Raw genomic sequence first — 18,405 nt, forward strand, 5'->3', positions numbered from 1 at the left:
TCTCTCCTAATAACCGACTAAGGACGGTAGCCAAAGCGTAATTTGTGGGAAGAAAGCGATAACGAAAACGCCCACAACAGAAGCAAGAACAAAGGGATGGATCTTCGCGGTGATTTGCTCAACCGTAGCTCCGCCTATCCCCGAGGCAACAAAGATATTCTCCCCCAGTGGCGGCGTTGCAAAACCTATCGATAAGGTACACACCACCACGATGCCCACGTGAGTAGGATCAGCACCCAGCATGTACATTATCGGCAGCAAGACCGGTACGATAATCATGATCGCGGCTAACGTTTCCATAAACATGCCGACAAACAACAACAAGGTAATGGTTAGCGCCCACACCATGTACATGTTGTCGGTAAAACCGAGTAGCGACTCCGCCACCACTACTGGAATCTTTTGCTCGATCAACAAGCGTCCAAACACGGTAGCGGCAAAGAGGATCAACAATACACGCCCTGTGATCCATGTCGTGGTCGACAGAGATTTCATCACGCTTTTGAACGACAGTTCTCGGTGAATAAACAGCCCAACAAACAACGAATAGAATATCGCCACAACCGCGGATTCTGTTGGTGTGAATATGCCGCTGTAGATACCGCCAAGAATTAAGAACGGTGCTAATATCGACCATAATCCGCGGCGTAAGTAATGCCTTACATCACCAAACGACCACGTTTCGGTCAGCCCTTTATAGCCTTCTCGCTTAGCAATGAAGTAGTTGGTTACCACCAGCGTCGATGCCATGATGAAGCCCGGTACAACCCCAGCGACAAACAGTTTTGGAATCGATAAAGAAGCAAACTGACCGTGTTGAGCAATGGCTTCTGGTGGCGCCATTAAGCCCATTGCCGAGATACCAAAAATAACCAAAGGAATGGATGGCGGAATAATGATCCCTAGCCCGCCGGATGCAGCCGTTACTGCCGATGCGTAGCTTTTATCGTAATCACGCTTCACCATCGCGGGCACCATCAACATGCCTACCGCAGCCGTGGTTGCTGGGCCCGAACCTGAGATAGCACCAAAGAAAAGACACGCCATTACCGTTGCCGCGCCAAGACCACCTGTTACGGGACCCGCTAAGCTTTCGGCGATATCCACCAGACGTTTTGAGATACCCGCCGCCTCCATTAAAGCGCCTGCAAGAACAAAAGCTGGCAGCGCCATTAATGGGAAGTTGCCCACCGAAGTAAACGCGATTTGCACTAAAGCGATGGGATTTTTGTCGAGTAACATATAGGCCGCCATCGAAGCGCCGGCCAGTGATACTGTGATTGGTGCACCCAGAATTAACAGCGTTAAGAAGCCACCAAATAAAATTAGAGTTAAATAGGATTCCATTATTACATCTCTCTATTACGACTATTCTCTGTGATGACTATTGCGCGGACTTTTGTGCCGTCATTTTGCGCAGCTCTTTGACTTCTGGATCTTCGTTGGTTGCGCCTTTGAATAAACGCTCGTAGTTGTTCCAGATAATTCGAATCATCATCAGTGAAAACGCGATAGGCAAAATCATGTAGAAGTACTTCATTGGGATACCTGTGGTTTGAGACTTCCAAAACAGGTTCATTTTGTTGAACACGAAATCGTAGCTGAGGTAAACGAAGTAGCCATTGAAACAGAGCCATAAGAAGTCAGCGATGGTTTCACTCACGGTCTGCACGATTGGCGGAAAGAATTTAAAATGAAAGCTCACTCGGTTGTGCGCCGACATTTTGGCCGCAACAACAGCCCCTAGATAGGCAAACCAAACGAACATGTAAGTAGCGACCTCATCCCCCCAAGGGATGGAGTAATCAAAGAGCTGACGAGTAAGGATTTGTGTGAACAGCAATAGGACAAAGCTTGCGAGCAGCAGACAACAGGTATATTCCTCAATGTTGTTAAGGTGCTTTTTTATTGTTTTAGCGATTGACATATAACCTCCAATGTTGATTTCCACATGACAACCAGTCGCTCACGGTCCTAAAAAGATCAGGTACTGAGCAGATCAACGAGTAAAGCCATGTAAATGCCCTATCCACTGCTTTTCGCTAGGTAATTATGTAGCGGAGAACAGCAGGTAGGGCGTATCTAATCGTTACTTTCTACCTAGTAACTCAAGAACGTCGTCTAACTTATCTTTACCTCCAATGCTTGAGTAGAACTTAGGCCAAACTGATTTCGTTACATCGCTGATCCACTCTTGCTCATTGTCTGCTGGGTCTGTGAATACCATTCCTTTTGCTTGTAGCTCTTCGCGAATCTTGTTTTCCGTATTTTCTAGGTAAGCAAAGCTGTGCTCTGTCGCTTCTTGACCCGCTTCAAGAATGATTTTTTGCATTTCAGGCGTCTGTTGCTGGAACACCGTTTCACTAACGATTAATGGCTCAAGTGAGAAGATGTAACGGAGGTTGGTTACGTACTTTTGTACTTCATTGAACTTCATGGCATGAACAGTGATATATGGGTTGTCTTGACCATCAACCACGCCTTGTTGCAGGCCAGTGAAAGTCTCAGACCATGCCATTGGCGTTGGGTTTACACCCCATGCTTGATAAGACGCGATCATGATTTCGTTACGCGGTACACGAATCACTAGCCCTTTTAGATCTTCTGGTGAAGCAACGGGCTTTTTCGAGTTAGTCAAAACCCTGAAGCCTGAATAAGCCCAACCTACGATGCGAACGCCTGCATCACGAATCGTGTTATCGACTAAGTCTTGGCCTACTTGACCTTGAGTCAGTAGTACCGCTTCTTCTGCGCTTTGAATGACGTAAGGCATGGTCAATAGACCAACGGTTGGAGAGAAAGGCGTCACGTTGTTGATCGCCAGTACAGAGAAGTCGAGTAAGCCGATTGCCGCATCATTTACGGTGTCTTGCTCATTGCCTAATTGGCCATTCGGGAACAGATCGATTTTGACTTTACCGTCTGTTTTTTGCTCCATCAATTCAGAAAATGATGTCGCTAATTCCCACTGCGTACCACCAGCAGCATCGCCGATAGCCATTTTAAAATTTGCTGCTGCCGCGGCATGAGATAGCATCGCTGTTGCTACAATTGTGACGCCAGCAATAATTTTATTTTTAATAAATTTCATAGTCTTAACCTTTCATATCATACAGACTTCCAGCCTGTACTTTGCTCACAAGGTGACCTGGTACAACTTTCCTGGTCGTAGTTCTATTTCCCTATTTTGGAAACAATGTTCGAGTCGCGATTACAGCTTTTCATCCTTTAACGAATACCACTGATAAAGGAACTGTTGCCCTACTCTTCGAAATGGTGCAAACATCTCTGATTCCACCACTTCCCTCACGTTGGGGAACGGAAGTTTTGATTCAAATATTGGTAGGTCGAGTTTATGACCTTCACCTGCGATCCACTGGGCAAGGCGTTTACCTGCTTGAGCGGAGTACATCACACCATTGCCGCCATACCCTAGTGCGTAGAATATGGATTGCTTTGGATTCGGCTGATAAATTCTTGGCATCATGTCGTGGCTAACATCCACCCAACCCCACCATGAATAATCAATTTTGATCTGATCGAGAGACGGGAATTTTCGGGTTAAATCCGATCTCAACATATCTTCGTATTTCTTTTCAGGTGCGTTCTTGCCACTGATGGCACTGCGTGTACCAATCTGTACTCGGTTATCCGGTAACAAACGGTAGTAGTGGCGCAGAATTCGAGTATCAGTAATCACTTGATTGGTTTTGAAGTTACACGCGGCGATTTCGCTTTGAGTTAACGGACGCGTCACCATCGAGTTAGAAAGGACTGGTAATAGGCGATTCTTAAGCTCGGAATGCAAACCTTGGCTGGTATACCCACCCGTACAAACACCAACAGAACGAGCCTTCACAACACCACCCGGCGTTTTCAGGTAGTGCACACCGTTGCGAGTTTCCCATCCCATCACAGGGCTTGCTGGGTGAACTTTTACGCCGAGTGCTCTCGCCTTTCTTAGATAACCAAACGCCAATTTCCCAGCATGAATGCCAATCCCTTCGGGCTCATGCATCGCGCCTGCCGCTTCTTGATCACCAACATAATCACGCTTGACGGTTTCCGCATCTAAGATCTGCGCATCGTAATCGAACGTGCCACGCAGCAACTTGGCTTCTTTCTCGAGTGTTGCCATCACTTTTGGACGGTGAGCCACATATAAGTGGCCACCCGGCTGCGGGTCACAATCAATGTCTTTGATTAGAGACTTAAATGTGTTCATGCCATCGACGCATTCGCGGTGCATTTTTAGCGCGGTTTCGAGTCCCCAGCGTTCAATCCACTGAGAACGCTTCAAACGTCCTGACGCACACTGAGCCTGACCACCATTTCGGGTACTGCAGCCCCAACTCATACGGTTAGCTTCAATCACAGTCGCTTTAATGCCGTACATTTCAGCAAGGTGTATCGCGGTACTTAGGCCTGTGTAGCCTGAACCAATTATCGCCACATCGACATCCATATCCGACGTGATTGGGCCATCATCTTCAGGTGGTGTACCTGCGGTATCTACCCAATAAGTCGGAGCGTATTCCTTACCATGACCTGGGCTTTTATCTTTAAGTGGATCGTATTTTGGATCGTATTTGTCTTTTGCTTGGGTACTTTCTTTTGCTTGGGGGCTTTTCACCTTTGGCGGCACATCGGCTGCCGGTTGTTCCATTACTAAACTCATAATTCGACTCTCCTAGTCATAACACGTGAACGGGTTGTGGTTTCGTGTCTAGCTCTTGGGAGTGTTGTTAGGAGTCAAAAGAGGTCGTGTTTTACGGAAGGCATTTTTTACGCTGATTTTTCCATCTTTCAGGGTAAACACATCAACCATACGAGCTTCGATGACGCTGCCATCCGGGTTCGTTGCAGAAAACGTTGACTCACTCACTGCTTGGTCACCACACACAAAATGCACAGGGTCGCTCCAAGCCGCATCTGGAAAGTTCTGCCAAACCAATTCAAAGCTATTTCGGACCGCTTCGTACCCTTCGATAGTGTTTCCAAGCAAGCCTTCGCCTGCCACCGTGTGGAATACACAGTCTTCCGTCATGAAAGACATGAGCGCCTCAATATCATGGTTATTCCACGCATCACTGAAAGACTGTAAAAAAGCGGTGTCGACTTGGTTTTCCAGCACGAATGTTGGTGCATTGGTTTGCATATTCATATTCCAGAATCCTTCATGTTTTCGTTATTGGTTTAAATTTCAGTAGCTTTACGCCAATTTTTTATTAGAGTGTTTAAACTAGATCTGCGAGAATTTAACAACCTGATAACAAGGTTAGTCACTCTAACTTCGAGTTAGGTTATAAACAATCTCTAAGCTCACAGATTTCATCTTTTTATAAATTAATTAGTGTTATAATTTTATTTACTCGGGTTTTCACTCTCGATATTAGAGATATAATTAAATTGGAACGTGTTAGCCTTTAGTCGAAATCAAAGTCTTGATGATACTTTCGACCATACTGTTCAAGTTGACGATCATGAGTATTAACTTGTAATTCGATACTGCCGTCACCTTTATTTATGACTTGGTTGTTATCTACATGTGCTTCGTTTTTTAAATCTGTTAGTTTCTCTTCGACATATTCTGTCGGTTCATTTAAAACATTCATGGATATTAACTCCTTTATCAGGTTTACTTTCACAGATGGAAGAATATGAACGGACACTAGACCGTTTGAATATTCTTTCTCATCGTACAAAGGCTGAATGGCATCATTGCCACCTTCCTTAAATGGGTGAATGGAATACCACTTGTCCTTGCGTGGCTCTTGTTTATCGCAATCCGCCACATTAAATATCTGAGTTTTGTTGAGATCACACGGCGAACTGAAGAAACTAACCCGCTGATAATCAATAGCTTTAATTATATTTATGCAGTCTTTACTTTGACTGTGACACATCGACCACAGCGCATTTAACAGGTTATCGGTCCATTCCAGTAAACGGGTGGGAAAGCCCTGTTTCTTGGCTAAACACATCAATAACCAGTCATTTATGTCGTGTGAGCTCAGTGAATGCCCACCATAGACACGAACTGTTGATAACAACTCTTGTTCGACACGGCGTATGTTCCTACGATTTGAACGGCCTAAACTTGGCATCAGATTACCGTTTTCATAATCACACACGTTATACATCAAACCACATTGGTCACTGCATTCAGTCATTAATGAATCAATTATTTTATACAGTTCTTCGAGTGTGCTTATATAACGTTTATTGTTCATATTTTCTTCCAACCACTCGACAATACAAATAACTAAATTTAGTTTATTAAATGAGAATCAATGCCTAATAAAATACACAGACTAAAGTCTAAGAACTCTATCGACTTATCGGTAATTACTATTTAAAAGTTACTCATAATAATAATTGATAAGTCTCTATTAATGAAACCGAGTACTATTCATCTTGCTTATTTCATTAGGGCTCTAATATTCAGAGCGAAATAATAGAAATATATGACCCAAGACTTAGATATCAGTACGATTACGAATCTTTGAAAACAGCACTATTAATAATCTTTAAAAACAACTCGGTCGTTGAGCCATTCTGTTTGATCATCCAATTTAAAATTAATGGCTAGTGTTAGAGCTTAATTTGTTTGCCCGACCACATTCTCGATAACTCTTTATCTTGCATTCACGAGACGGTTTTGGTCGGGCAAACTTCTTATGACTTATACGTAATCTTTGTACTTATCTAGGAAACGAACCGGCGTTGATAGTGCATCTCGGCGGAACGGGTCGCCCAATTCCTGAGTACACATGATTTCAATGATGGTTGTTTTGCCTTCGTTCATTTGCATGTCGATGGCTTTTTGAAGAGTTGGGCCTACATCTTCTAGCTTATCAACCGTGATACCTTCAGCGCCCATTGCTCGTGCGATTTCCGCAAAACTTTGGTTATCCAGTTCACCAGCAACAAAGCGTCGGTTGTAGAAGTCGACTTGGTTCTTCTTCTCTGCACCCCATTGACGGTTGTGGAATACCACGGCTGTCACTGGAATGTTATGACGAACACATGTCATGGTCTCCATCAAGCTCATACCCCACGCACCGTCACCTGCATAAGAGATAGCAGGGCGATGAGGTGCGGCCGCTTTAGCACCAATGATGGTAGGGAACGCGTAGCCACAGTTACCGAAACTCATTGCCGCAAAGAAGCTGCGTGGTTTTTCAAAGCGTAAGTAGCTGTTTGCCACTGAGTTGATGTTACCGATGTCCGTAGAGACCATTACGTCTTCTGGCATCGCTTTTTCTAGTTCACGCAATACTTGGCGAGGGTGTAGATATTCGCCACCAGAGAACGGAGTCTCGTGCGAATTTTCTTCAATCATATCTAAGCTGAACGAATCACGTTCGTGCGTCCACTCATCAAGCTCTTTTTCCCACAATGCTTTTTCTGTTGCCACTGTGTCTTGGCGAGCGCCTTTGTTGTCATCACACAACAATGCACGACCTTCCAGTCTTTCAGCTAATGCCACAGCCGCTGCTTTTGCGTCGCCACAGATACCAACAGAGATCTTCTTAACGAGGCCAAGCATCTTGTTGTCTGCATCGATCTGAATGATTTTCGCGTCTTTTGGCCAGTAATCCATGCCATGTTGAGGCAAGGTACCGAATGGACCAAGACGTGTACCCAGAGCGATAACCACATCCGCTTGAGCCATCAACTTCATTGCTGCTTTCGAACCTTGGTAGCCTAAAGGACCACACCATAATGGGTGACTCGCAGGGAAAGAGTCATTGTGTAGGTAGCTGTTTACTACGGGTGCGCCTAGTCGTTCTGCCAATGCCGCACACTCTTGAACTGCATCAGCCATTACCACACCGCCACCAGAAATGATGACTGGGAATTTCGCTTCAGCAATCAGGTCTGCCGCTTCATTCAGAGACTTCTCACCACCAGGACCACGGTCCAAGCGCGCTGGTTTAGGGATCTCGGTTTGAGTTTCGCCGTAGAAATAGTCACGTGGAATATTCAGTTGAGTCGGACCCATTTCGCTCATTGCGCGGTCAAAGCATCGACCTGTGTATTCCGCCATACGGTCTGGGTGCGTTACGTGTCCTTGATACTTAGTAAACTCTTGGAACATTGGAAGTTGGTTACACTCTTGGAAACCACCTAAGCCCATTGTTTTGGTACCTGTTTCTGGCGTCACAATCACGACCGGGCTGTGTGCCCAGAATGCCGCGGCAATCGCAGTTACACAGTTACTAATACCAGGGCCATTTTGCCCGATAACCACACCATGGCGACCAGATACACGAGAGTAACCATCTGCCATGTGAGCAGCACCTTGCTCGTGTACCACTGGGACCAATCGAATGCCAGCAGGAGCAAAGATATCCATTGCGTCCATAAATGCTGACCCCATGATGCCGAACATGTCGGTAACATCATTAGCAACCATAGTTTCAACGAACGCTTCTGATGGTGTCATTGTTACTGTGCCGGAAACAACCGTACGTTTTTCTTGCTCACTCATTCTTCCATTCTCCTTGAGTTAACCAAAATTTCATTTTTCGGAATGAATTGTCTCTTTTTCGAATTCATTTTCACCTTAGTAGTAGATTTTTTGCGCGTCAACTTTTTATATTAAATTGGAACAAATCATTCTAATTAATAAAACTGGATCACATTATTGATAGTTTTTCGTACAAAAAGTGTCGTTAACTTAGAGTGAGCTGTTAATAATCGGTGACATATCGCCCATCGAGGCAGTCAATGGAAGCTATTGAGAGGGAACAAAAATGAATGATCCGGAATTGATACCTACACAACCAGTAAATGTGAGAGAGTGTTTTGGAATCGACAGCAACCTAACGGTATTGGCGTTTGAACATGCGGGAGAGTATGTACCCAAGGTCGATCCTAACTACTGTTTTGATCCTGAAGTAACGCTAGCGATATTGGCGGGGTTCACCTCTAATCGCCGCACGCTGATACAAGGTACACACGGAACGGGCAAGTCTTCTCACATTGAACAAATTGCCGCGAGATTAAATTGGCCGTGTTTAAGGATCAACTTAGACGGACACTTAAGCCGCTTGGATTTCATAGGAAAGGACAGCATCGTCATTAAATATGGAATGCAGGTGACGGAGTTTAAAGAAGGCATTCTTCCGCAAAGCATCCAGCAACCCATCGCTCTGGTGTTAGACGAATACGATGCTGGCCGACCAGATGTGATGTTTGTGATTCAACAACTCTTAGAGCAAGACGGAAAATACACCTCTTTAGAGCAAAACCGAGTGATCACACCTCACCCTTCTTTTCGCCTATTTGCTACCTGTAACACGCTGGGGTTGGGTAATTTCTCGGGGTTATATTCCGGAACTCAAGTACTTAACCATAGCCAACTTGACCGATGGAACATCATCGCCACGCTTAACTATCTAGATCCGCGACATGAAGCCAAGATCGTGTTATCCAAGCGCCCAGAACTGAACAATGAAAGTGGTCAGCAATTAGTTGAGAAAATGATCGCAACCGCTGGTTTAACGCGAAATGGTTTTATAGTGGGCGATCTGTCGACGGTAATGTCTCCGAGAACCGTGATCACATGGGCCGAAAACATTCGAATATTCGACGATGTAGCGACGGCATTTAGACTGTCATTCTTGAATCGCTGTGAAGACGAAGAGAAAGAACTGGTTAGCGAATACTATTTCCGTTGCTTTGGTGAATATTTAGAAACACCTACTCAAAACTATTCACACTCGGAGTCGTAAACCATGGCCAATGTTTCTTCTCAGCAGAAAAAGATCCTCGACCTTGGTGTGTCTGTCGCTAGAGCGATCAGTGGTGAACTGAACCTGAACTATCGGGGAGAGCGTCTCTATAACGGCAACAGCCCCTGCTATTATCAGTCTGCACACACCAACGATCTCACCTTTGTGTCCCGCCATGAGCTAACAAACAGCAAACTTTCAATGCAAGGCAAGATCGATTCATCGGCACTGCGACTGCTGCTTTCCGACACTGAACTTCACTGTTCACTGCGACCTAAAAACGAAGTCGAACGTCTGCTGTATGATTTCTGCGAGCAGGTACGAATTGAATCTCAAGTCCCGCCTTATCTAAAAGGCGTGACCACCAGCATCCAATTCAACTTTGCGTATTGGAGCGACCAATATCATCAAAATGGCTTCACTGAATCACGAATCGGCATGTTACTGTTCACGCTGATGCAGGTCATCCACACCCGCTTAACCGGTATTCCAGTTTCGGAACCGATTGCTGAAACCATTGAATCGACACGTGCGGGCATCGTGCCTATTTTCGGAAGCAGCCTGAAGCGCTTAAAGGAACATAGAACCAACCAACGACAGTTTGCTCACTGCGCCAATAAACTCGCCTCTGTAGCGCAAGAGCTCATCAACCAAGAACAAGAGAGTAATAACTCGCCAACACCTACGGTTGAAGAAGACATCAAGATTCTCGCGCAGCTGGCTCTTATCGTTGATGGCGACATTCAAGATGAAGACGTCAATACTGACATCACAGGCAATAGCAAGGTGTTCGAGCTGTCGGGCGCTAATTATCAGGTATTCAATTCAGAATTTGACCAAGTGGTCGCCGCAGATAAACTCGTCAGGCGCACCCTGTTACTCGAACTGAGGCAAAAGCTCACCGATGACATTATGGCGAGACAAGTGAACACTCGCCGCTTGGCCGCTATGCTCACCCGCTTTGTTGCGACTCCGCAAAGGAATCGACGTCAGGATCATTTGGAAGAAGGCATTGTTAACGCCACTACCATCACCAAACTCATCACGTCACCGCTGGATCGTGCTGTCTTTTATCAGCCTGACATTGGCGCATCTCATCAATGTGCCATCACGTTTTTAATGGACTGTTCGGGATCGATGCAAAAACACAGTCACAAACTCAGTCTGTTGATGGATACGATTCTCAAATCCGTTGGGCTAGCCAACATCCCTTTCGAAATTATCGGCTTCACCACCAACAACTGGAATGGTGGCAAGGTTTACCGACAGTGGCTCAAGCAAGGTCAACCGAAACACCCAGGCCGTTTAAACGAAGTTCGACATATCGTGTTTAAAGATTTTGATACCCATTGGAGACGCTCTCGCCTTGGTATTGCCAGCCTTCGAAAAGCAGACATCTTTAAAGAAGGAATTGATGGCGAAGCGGTTCAGTTCGCTAGCCAGCGCTTGCAGCAACATAGCGCACCGCGAAAGATGTTGATCGTTTTCTCAGACGGCTGCCCTATGGATACCGCCACCAGCACAGCCAATGATCAGTTCTATTTGGATAACCACCTAAAACAAGTCATTGAACGCGAGTCGAATAGAAACAGTATCGAAATTCATGGCGTGGGAATGGGCGTCGATTTGAGCCCGTACTATCGCAGCAACATCACGTTAGATGTACAAGAGAGCTGCTTGTTTGGGTTATCTAGGAGTATCTTTGAGATGCTAAAGCGTGTTTAAACAGAAAGGCTTAGGCTAGCGAATCACTAGCCTACTTTGTAGAGAATGGTTTACGAAGCGCCAAACAACGACCGTGCCGATACGGCCATCAAATACCCACCAATCAACATCAACACAATAAATACTAACTTTCTAAGTTGGTCATTCGACAATGGTGGCGGGAAGCGCCGAGCAAACATAGTCACAAGCGCCACCAAGGGAACAGCAATAGCAGACAACCACAGTATGCTCGCTTCCATATCGCCTGCAGCGTAGACATTGACGGTACGAGACATCGATGTACAAGCGAACACCATCAGCAGCGTGCTTCGCACCAGATCGAGTGTAAAAGGTTGCCGATAGAGATGGTAAACAATCGGTGGACCCGCCATCCCAAACAGCCCGCCCGCTAGGCCAGAACTAAAGCCAGACACCAAAAAGGATACGGTTGTCGAGCGTTCTGTTCTGGTTTTAGGCTTGAACATAAAGCTCAGACCTGCGAATAACACCATAGCGCCCAATAGCCCTCGCAGGATATGCGTCGCCGACTCGCTCAACTCGTCCAGTAAAAACACACCAAGCGATACGCCGGGGATAATACCGATCACTAACACCACCAGAATTTTGAGTTCCCCAAGAAGTGGCTTACCCATCAACGCGACCAAACAATTAAACAAGGTCACGATACTGACCACGGCGGCAATCACGGGCAACGAAACCAGATTAAGGCTGACCGTAAGACCAATCACGATGATACCAAGCCCAAACCCTGTGACAGTTTGGAAATAGGTACCTACCGCAATGGTGGCAAGAATGGCGAGTAAAACAAGTAGCTCCATTGGCAATCCTAGTTAGGTCTTTTTTAGTTAGTATGAGTGCGATCTTTAAGTGTGAGCCTTAGTATCTAAACTCAAATTCTGATTCTTCTCTTTCTTTAGCTTCTTGATTTGTTGTAGCGTATTGATCTTCTGGAGCTTTTTGAGCATCAGCTTCAATATCCGTCGTTGCATTTACCGCTTTAGCTTGTTGTGCTTGTACGGCAGTCACCGCGATTACATTAAAGATATCTTCGACGCTGCACCCTCTGGATAAGTCATTGGCAGGTTGATTCAGCCCTTGCAACAACGGACCAATCGCAACCGCGCCACCTAGCCTTTCAGCAAGCTTGTAGCCGATATTGCCAGCTTCTAAGTTAGGAAATATCAACACGTTAGATTCCCCCTTCACCTCGGAATCGGGCAATTTTTTCGCCGCAATTTCAGTCACAATTGCCGCGTCGAGTTGAACGTCCTGATCAACCGCAATTCCTGGGCAACGCTGCTTCACTAACTGGGCGGCATTACGCACCTTATCAACCGATTCATGCTTGGCACTGCCATTGGTCGAAAACGAGAGCATTGCCACTTTCGGCTCTTCCATCAACAGCGTTTGTGCACTGTTTGATGCCGCCACTGCAATTGATGCAAGCTCGGTTTCATTGGGGTTAATCACCAACCCACAATCACTGAAAATCATGCCACCTTTAAGGTTATGGAAAGGCTCGCACAACATCATTAAAAAGAAGCTAGACACCAACTCACTGTCTGGCGCCGGCCCAATAATCTGCAGCGCCGCTCGTACCACATCAGACGTGGTGTAAACCGCACCATTCACGGTACCGTCGACCAGCCCTTCCCTTACCATCAAATTGGCAAAAATCAGTGGGTCTTTGATCTTCTCCAATGCATCTTCATAAGTCATGCCTTTCGCTTTTCTTAACTCATACAGTCGTCCAGCCAACACAGCTTTGAGTGCTGATGTTTGTGGTGAAACAATATGAATGCCCGCGAGGTTAATATGATGCAGCTGAGCGGCTTCGATAATCGCCTTTTCGTCGCCCACCAGCGTGATATAAGCGAGCTGTTTATCTATCGCTAATCGTGCCGCTTTCAGTACACGAGGGTCTTCAGCTTCGCTCAAAACCACACGCTTACGATCTAAGTGCGCCTTATCAATAATCCGTTCAATTGCTTTCATCTTAAAATTCCATTTATTGAAACTAATTATTCCGTAATTTGCATTTATATTATTGAAATAATAAAAAAGGTCAAACTTTATTCAGATAATTGAAGAATATTAATTTGATATGTACACTCTTACACATAGACATATCGCAAGGATGAATCACTGTATGCAAACAGAAACACCACAAGTTCAAGGAGATACGCCCACTCTCCGACTTTTTGCACTATTAGAGGTGATAGCGCAAAAAGACGAGTTTATTTCCCTTCAAGGGCTCGTCGAAGAAACCGGACTACCGAAACCCACTCTGCACCGTATGCTGCAACAATTAGAGTCCGCAGGCATCATTCAAAGAGACGGTGATGAAAAGCATTACAGCTCTGGCATTCGACTCAGAAAGTTGGCTGAAAACCTACTGTTTAACAGCACAATGCACAGTGCAAGACGCACGATTCTTGAAAACCTTCGAGCAGAAGTCGGCGAGAGCTGCAACCTAACCGCACTATCGAGCGGTGAGATCATCTACCTTGACCGTGCAGAGACCGAAGCGCCACTTCGCTTCCACTTGCAGCCTGGCTCTCGCGTTCCTGTGCACTGCTCAGCGACAGGCAAACTGTTTTTGGCTCACATGTCGAAATCACAACGCAGAAGACTGATCGAAAACGTGCCACTGACTCAGTACACAGTCAAAACCATCACTGACTACTCAGTGTTAGAGCAAGACATCGAACAAGCGAAGATCCAAGGCTTTGCGATTGATGATGAAGAGTTTCTACCGGGTTTGGTGTGTATTGCGGTACTCATTCCATCGCCAACCGGTCAATCCAATCTCGGTTTAGCAATCCAAGCACCAGTGATTCGAGTGAAACCAGGCGAAGCGATCAAGTTCCTACCTGCTCTACAAAAAGCCGCGAAAGCATTGGCAAAGATAGAGGCAGACAACTGGGCGCAAGAATAACCTTGGTAGGCTAAAGCGAATCATCAGCACTGCCATAGACATCAACTCAATAACAGCACCAACACGTGTTAAGTAATCATCAAGAAGGAATCACATGCTAGAAATTAATAACCAGCGCTTACTCTCTTTTATGGTGACAGAAGCGAATAACGCGGTTGCCGTGAGCAATCCAGCAACGGGTGAGCTTATTGGGCATGCGCCTATCTCATCTGAGGCGGAATTAGACAGTGCTATCGAGCGAGCTCATATTGCGCAGAAAGAGTGGGCGAAAATTCCTGCTAAATCTCGTGCTGCGATATTGAAGGCTTGGCATCAACTGATCCTTGAAAACAAGGATGATCTTGCTCACTTAATGACGATTGAACAAGGCAAGCCGTTGGTAGAAGCTGCTGGCGAAGTGGTTTATGGTGCAAGCTTTATTGAATGGTTCGCCGAAGAAGCCAAGCGCACTTATGGTGACTCGATTCCAAGTACCGCTGGGGATAAGCGTTTAGTGACAATCAAGCAGCCAATTGGCGTCGCATGTGCCATCACACCGTGGAACTTCCCGATTGCGATGATCACTCGTAAGGCTGCGCCTGCTCTAGCGGCTGGGTGTAGTTTTATTGTGAAGCCTTCTGACGAAACGCCACTTTCTGCGTTTGCTGTTGTTGAGCTGGCTTATCAAGCGGGTGTCCCTAAAGATCTGCTTCAAGTGGTATTGGGTGACAGCCCAGAACAGATTGGTGAGCTATTCACATCACATCCATTGATCAAAAAGATCTCTTTTACAGGCTCTACTCGCGTCGGCAGTATCTTGATGGCTCAAGCGGCAAAAGGCATCAAACGTACCTCAATGGAGCTTGGTGGTAATGCTCCATTTATTGTGTTTGACGATGCCGATATCGATGCTGCGGTTCAAGGTGCAATGGCTTCGAAATTCCGTAATGCAGGCCAAACCTGTGTTTGTGCTAATCGATTCTATATTCACAGCAAAGTACACGATGAGTTTGTGGCGAAATTCGACCAAGCGGTGCAGCAACTCAAAATTGGCAACGGCTTAGACGAAGGCGTAAATATTGGCCCCGTGATCAATGAAAGAGCGAAACAGAACATCCAAGGTTTGATTGACCGCGCCATTGAACAAGGTGCATTGCCTGTAACCCCAACGCAAGAGCTTGCGGGCCTATTCATTCAGCCTGTCATTCTTAAAGACGTGAAGCACGATATGGACATCGTTCAACAAGAGATCTTTGGCCCTGTCGCTCCTGTTATGAAGTTCGACAGCGATGAAGAGCTGATCGAAATGGCGAACGATACAATCTATGGTTTAGCGTCTTACTTCTACAGCCAGAATATCCACCGTGTGTGGAAGGTAGCAGAAGCACTTGAATACGGTATGGTTGGCATTAATGACGGCATGATCTCAACTGAGGTTGCACCTTTCGGTGGTGTTAAGCAGTCAGGTATTGGCCGCGAAGGCGCTAAAGAAGGCATCGATGAGTACATGGATATTAAGTATCTATGTTTTGGTGGAAAATGAGGTTAGTAGTAAATACGTTTTATCACTAAGTCAGTTCTTCCCTTTCCATTCCCGAAAACACTCAAAAAAAAGCCGCGCTATATAGCGCGGCACCTTGGGCTCGGTTTAAATGGGTATTTATTTTCTTAGTAGTTTTATTATTGAGTGACGTTGTTATTTAGTTATTCTGTAACACGGTTACGTTGCTTTGCTATTTTGTTCTCTAGCTATCTAACAATTTAGCAGCCTTGTTTTATGCAAGTGCTTTTAACTTCAGTCGCATAGCATGCAATACAGGCTCGGTGTAACCACTTGGCTGAGCACAGCCTTCAAATACCAACTGACACGCAGCTGAAAACGCAATGCTGTTTTCAAAATCAGGCGCCATATTTTGGTAGCTTGGATCCCCTGCATTTTGCTCATCAACCACTGCTGCCATGCGCTTCATGGTTTTCATTACTTGGACTTCATCGCAAATACCGTGACGTAACCAGTTAGCGATGTGTTGGCTTGAAATACGTAGCGTCGCTCGGTCTTCCATTAGCCCTACATCGTTAATATCAGGTACTTTCGAACAACCTACGCCTTGGTCAATCCAACGCACTACGTAACCAAGAATACCTTGCGTATTATTGTCCAATTCATTTTGGATATCTTGAGCAGTCAGCTTTTGATTGCCTAGCAACGGGATAGTAAGAATATCGTCAACATTTGCTCTCACACGCTCGCGAAGCTCTTTCTGACGGCTTGGTACATTCACTTTATGGTAGTGCAAAGCATGCAGAGTCGCCGCCGTTGGTGATGGAACCCAAGCAGTATTTGCACCCGCTTGTGGGTGTCCGATTTTTGCATCCATCATCTTCGCCATGTTATCTGGTTCTGGCCACATACCTTTACCAATCTGGGCTTTACCTTGCAGGCCACAAGCTAAGCCAAGATCAACGTTTTGATCTTCGTATGCGCCGATCCAAGTCATGGTTTTAAGCTGTGTTTTAGGAGCAAACGGACCCGCTTCCATACTGGTATGGATCTCATCACCTGTTCGATCTAAGAAACCTGTGTTGATGAACACGACACGGTCTTTTGCTGCGCGAATACACTCTTTCAAGTTCACAGAGGTACGACGCTCTTCGTCCATGATGCCGACTTTAATCGTGAAGCGATCCAAACCTAATGCATCTTCAATGCGGCCAAACAACTCATTGGTGAAAGCCACTTCTTCTGGGCCATGCATCTTAGGTTTAACAATATTGATGCTGTTCGCGGTCGAGTTTTGGTACGGGCTATTACCCTTTAAATCGTGCATTGCGATAAGCGATGTCACCATGCCATCCATGATACCTTCAGGCACTTCATTACCTTCGGCATCAATAATCGCAGGGTTAGTCATTAGATGGCCCACATTGCGTATGAACAACATGCTGCGACCTTTAAGCGAGATTTCACCCCCCGTCACACTGGTGTATTGACGATCAGGGTTCAGATTACGAACAATGGTTTTGCCGTTTTTCTCTAGCGACTCTTGCAGATCACCCTTCATTAAGCCTAACCAGTTTCGGTAAGCCAATGCTTTGTCTTCGCCATCAACCGCAGCGACCGAATCTTCGCAATCCATAATCGTGGTCAGTGCCGATTCCACCAGCACATCTTTAATACCTGCAACATCGACGCTACCAATTGGCGCGCTCGGGTCGATTTGAATTTCGATATGGAGATTGTTGTGTTTAAGCAGGATACAAGAAGGCGCGCTTGCGTCTCCTTGATAACCAATAAACTGGTTACGATCAATGAGAGTGACTTCTTCGCCATTATCTAGCGTTGCTGTCAGCGTGTTGCCGATGCTCACATTGCTGATGCTGTATTTGGTCACGTCTTTATGAGAAACACCATTCAGCGGTGCGGCGTCATCAAGGAACCCGCGAGCATAGCTCACGACTTTAGCGCCACGAACAGGGTTAAAGCTTCCACCTTTCTCTGCACCGTCGCTTTCGCTGATCACATCGGTGCCGTAGAGCGCATCGTATAAACTGCCCCAGCGCGCATTAGCCGCGTTAAGTGCAAAACGTGCGTTCATAATAGGCACCACAAGCTGCGGCCCAGCTTGGGTTGCGATTTCAGGCTCTACGCTTGCGGTGGTAACTTGGAAGTCTTCGCCTTCTGGCACTAGGTAGCCAATCTGCTGTAGGAACTTTTTGTACTCTGCCGCATCCAGTGTTTGACCAGCACGTTCTTGGTGCCACACATCGATTTGATGTTGAAGATCGTCGCGCTTGATAAGCAGAGCTCGATTCTTTGGTGCCAAATCTTTAAGGATGGCTGCGAAAGATTGCCAAAAGTCTTCTGCAACAATGCCTGTTCCAGGAATGACTTGCTCATTAATTAATTGGTAGAGGGTGCTATCAATGTTCAAGCTTCCCTGTTGAATACGACTGCTCATAAAATCTCTCTCAAGCTAACTGATGACTACTCAATATATTTACTTAACTGACTTAAATTTA

General features: G+C 45.8%; 14 protein-coding genes. 4 read left to right on the top strand and 10 right to left on the bottom strand.

Annotated elements, in window-relative coordinates; all coding sequences use genetic code 11:
* Nucleotides 1-6: 6 nt before the first annotated feature.
* The 7 genes from OCT63_RS00470 to xsc form a co-directional block, all read right to left on the bottom strand.
* Nucleotides 7-1,347, bottom strand: a complete 1,341-nt coding sequence (locus OCT63_RS00470) for a TRAP transporter large permease (protein WP_161754219.1) — start codon at nucleotides 1,345-1,347, stop codon at nucleotides 7-9.
* A gap of 37 nt (nucleotides 1,348-1,384) precedes the next feature.
* On the bottom strand, nucleotides 1,385-1,927 hold the full coding sequence (locus tag OCT63_RS00475; RefSeq protein ID WP_269982988.1) for a TRAP transporter small permease: 543 nt from the start codon (nucleotides 1,925-1,927) through the stop codon (nucleotides 1,385-1,387).
* 162 nt (nucleotides 1,928-2,089) lie between these two features.
* A complete protein-coding gene (locus tag OCT63_RS00480; protein ID WP_060469321.1) occupies nucleotides 2,090-3,091 on the bottom strand; it encodes a TRAP transporter substrate-binding protein in 1,002 nt (333 codons plus the stop codon).
* Nucleotides 3,092-3,211: 120 nt separating this feature from the next.
* Nucleotides 3,212-4,678 carry an NAD(P)/FAD-dependent oxidoreductase gene (locus OCT63_RS00485; RefSeq protein WP_269982989.1) on the bottom strand — a complete coding sequence of 489 codons (1,467 nt, stop codon included), beginning with the start codon at nucleotides 4,676-4,678 and terminating at the stop codon, nucleotides 3,212-3,214.
* Between the two features lie 48 nt (nucleotides 4,679-4,726).
* The gene (locus OCT63_RS00490; RefSeq protein WP_060469319.1) at nucleotides 4,727-5,164 is read right to left on the bottom strand and encodes a nuclear transport factor 2 family protein; all 438 of its coding nucleotides are present in this window, start codon (nucleotides 5,162-5,164) and stop codon (nucleotides 4,727-4,729) included.
* A 262-nt stretch (nucleotides 5,165-5,426) separates the two neighbouring features.
* Nucleotides 5,427-6,233, bottom strand: a complete 807-nt coding sequence (locus OCT63_RS00495) for an FRG domain-containing protein (RefSeq protein ID WP_269982990.1) — start codon at nucleotides 6,231-6,233, stop codon at nucleotides 5,427-5,429.
* 452 nt (nucleotides 6,234-6,685) lie between these two features.
* Nucleotides 6,686-8,497, bottom strand: a complete 1,812-nt coding sequence (xsc, locus tag OCT63_RS00500; RefSeq protein ID WP_050643312.1) for a sulfoacetaldehyde acetyltransferase — start codon at nucleotides 8,495-8,497, stop codon at nucleotides 6,686-6,688.
* A gap of 265 nt (nucleotides 8,498-8,762) precedes the next feature.
* On the opposite strand from xsc, the gene OCT63_RS00505 reads away from it, so the two are divergent.
* A complete protein-coding gene (locus OCT63_RS00505; RefSeq protein WP_269982991.1) occupies nucleotides 8,763-9,743 on the top strand; it encodes an AAA family ATPase in 981 nt (326 codons plus the stop codon).
* Nucleotides 9,744-9,746: 3 nt separating this feature from the next.
* Entirely contained in the window at nucleotides 9,747-11,468 is a 1,722-nt protein-coding gene (locus OCT63_RS00510; protein WP_269982992.1) for a cobaltochelatase CobT-related protein, read from the top strand.
* Nucleotides 11,469-11,518: 50 nt separating this feature from the next.
* On the opposite strand, the gene OCT63_RS00515 is transcribed toward OCT63_RS00510, so the two are convergent.
* On the bottom strand, nucleotides 11,519-12,286 hold the full coding sequence (locus OCT63_RS00515) for a sulfite exporter TauE/SafE family protein (protein WP_269982993.1): 768 nt from the start codon (nucleotides 12,284-12,286) through the stop codon (nucleotides 11,519-11,521).
* 58 nt (nucleotides 12,287-12,344) lie between these two features.
* Entirely contained in the window at nucleotides 12,345-13,463 is a 1,119-nt protein-coding gene (pta, locus tag OCT63_RS00520; RefSeq protein ID WP_269982994.1) for a phosphate acetyltransferase, read from the bottom strand.
* A gap of 154 nt (nucleotides 13,464-13,617) precedes the next feature.
* Between pta and OCT63_RS00525 the strand changes: the two genes are divergently transcribed.
* Entirely contained in the window at nucleotides 13,618-14,406 is a 789-nt protein-coding gene (locus OCT63_RS00525; protein ID WP_269982995.1) for an IclR family transcriptional regulator, read from the top strand.
* A 94-nt stretch (nucleotides 14,407-14,500) separates the two neighbouring features.
* Nucleotides 14,501-15,928 carry an NAD-dependent succinate-semialdehyde dehydrogenase gene (locus OCT63_RS00530; protein ID WP_269982996.1) on the top strand — a complete coding sequence of 476 codons (1,428 nt, stop codon included), beginning with the start codon at nucleotides 14,501-14,503 and terminating at the stop codon, nucleotides 15,926-15,928.
* A gap of 232 nt (nucleotides 15,929-16,160) precedes the next feature.
* On the opposite strand, the gene OCT63_RS00535 is transcribed toward OCT63_RS00530, so the two are convergent.
* Nucleotides 16,161-18,344 (bottom strand): malate synthase G, encoded by a 2,184-nt coding sequence (locus OCT63_RS00535; protein WP_269982997.1) that lies wholly within the window; start codon nucleotides 18,342-18,344, stop codon nucleotides 16,161-16,163.
* Nucleotides 18,345-18,405 lie beyond the last annotated feature (61 nt).

It is taken from the genome of Vibrio sp. RW (genome assembly GCF_027587105.1).
GTDB classification, from domain to species: domain Bacteria; phylum Pseudomonadota; class Gammaproteobacteria; order Enterobacterales; family Vibrionaceae; genus Vibrio; species Vibrio toranzoniae.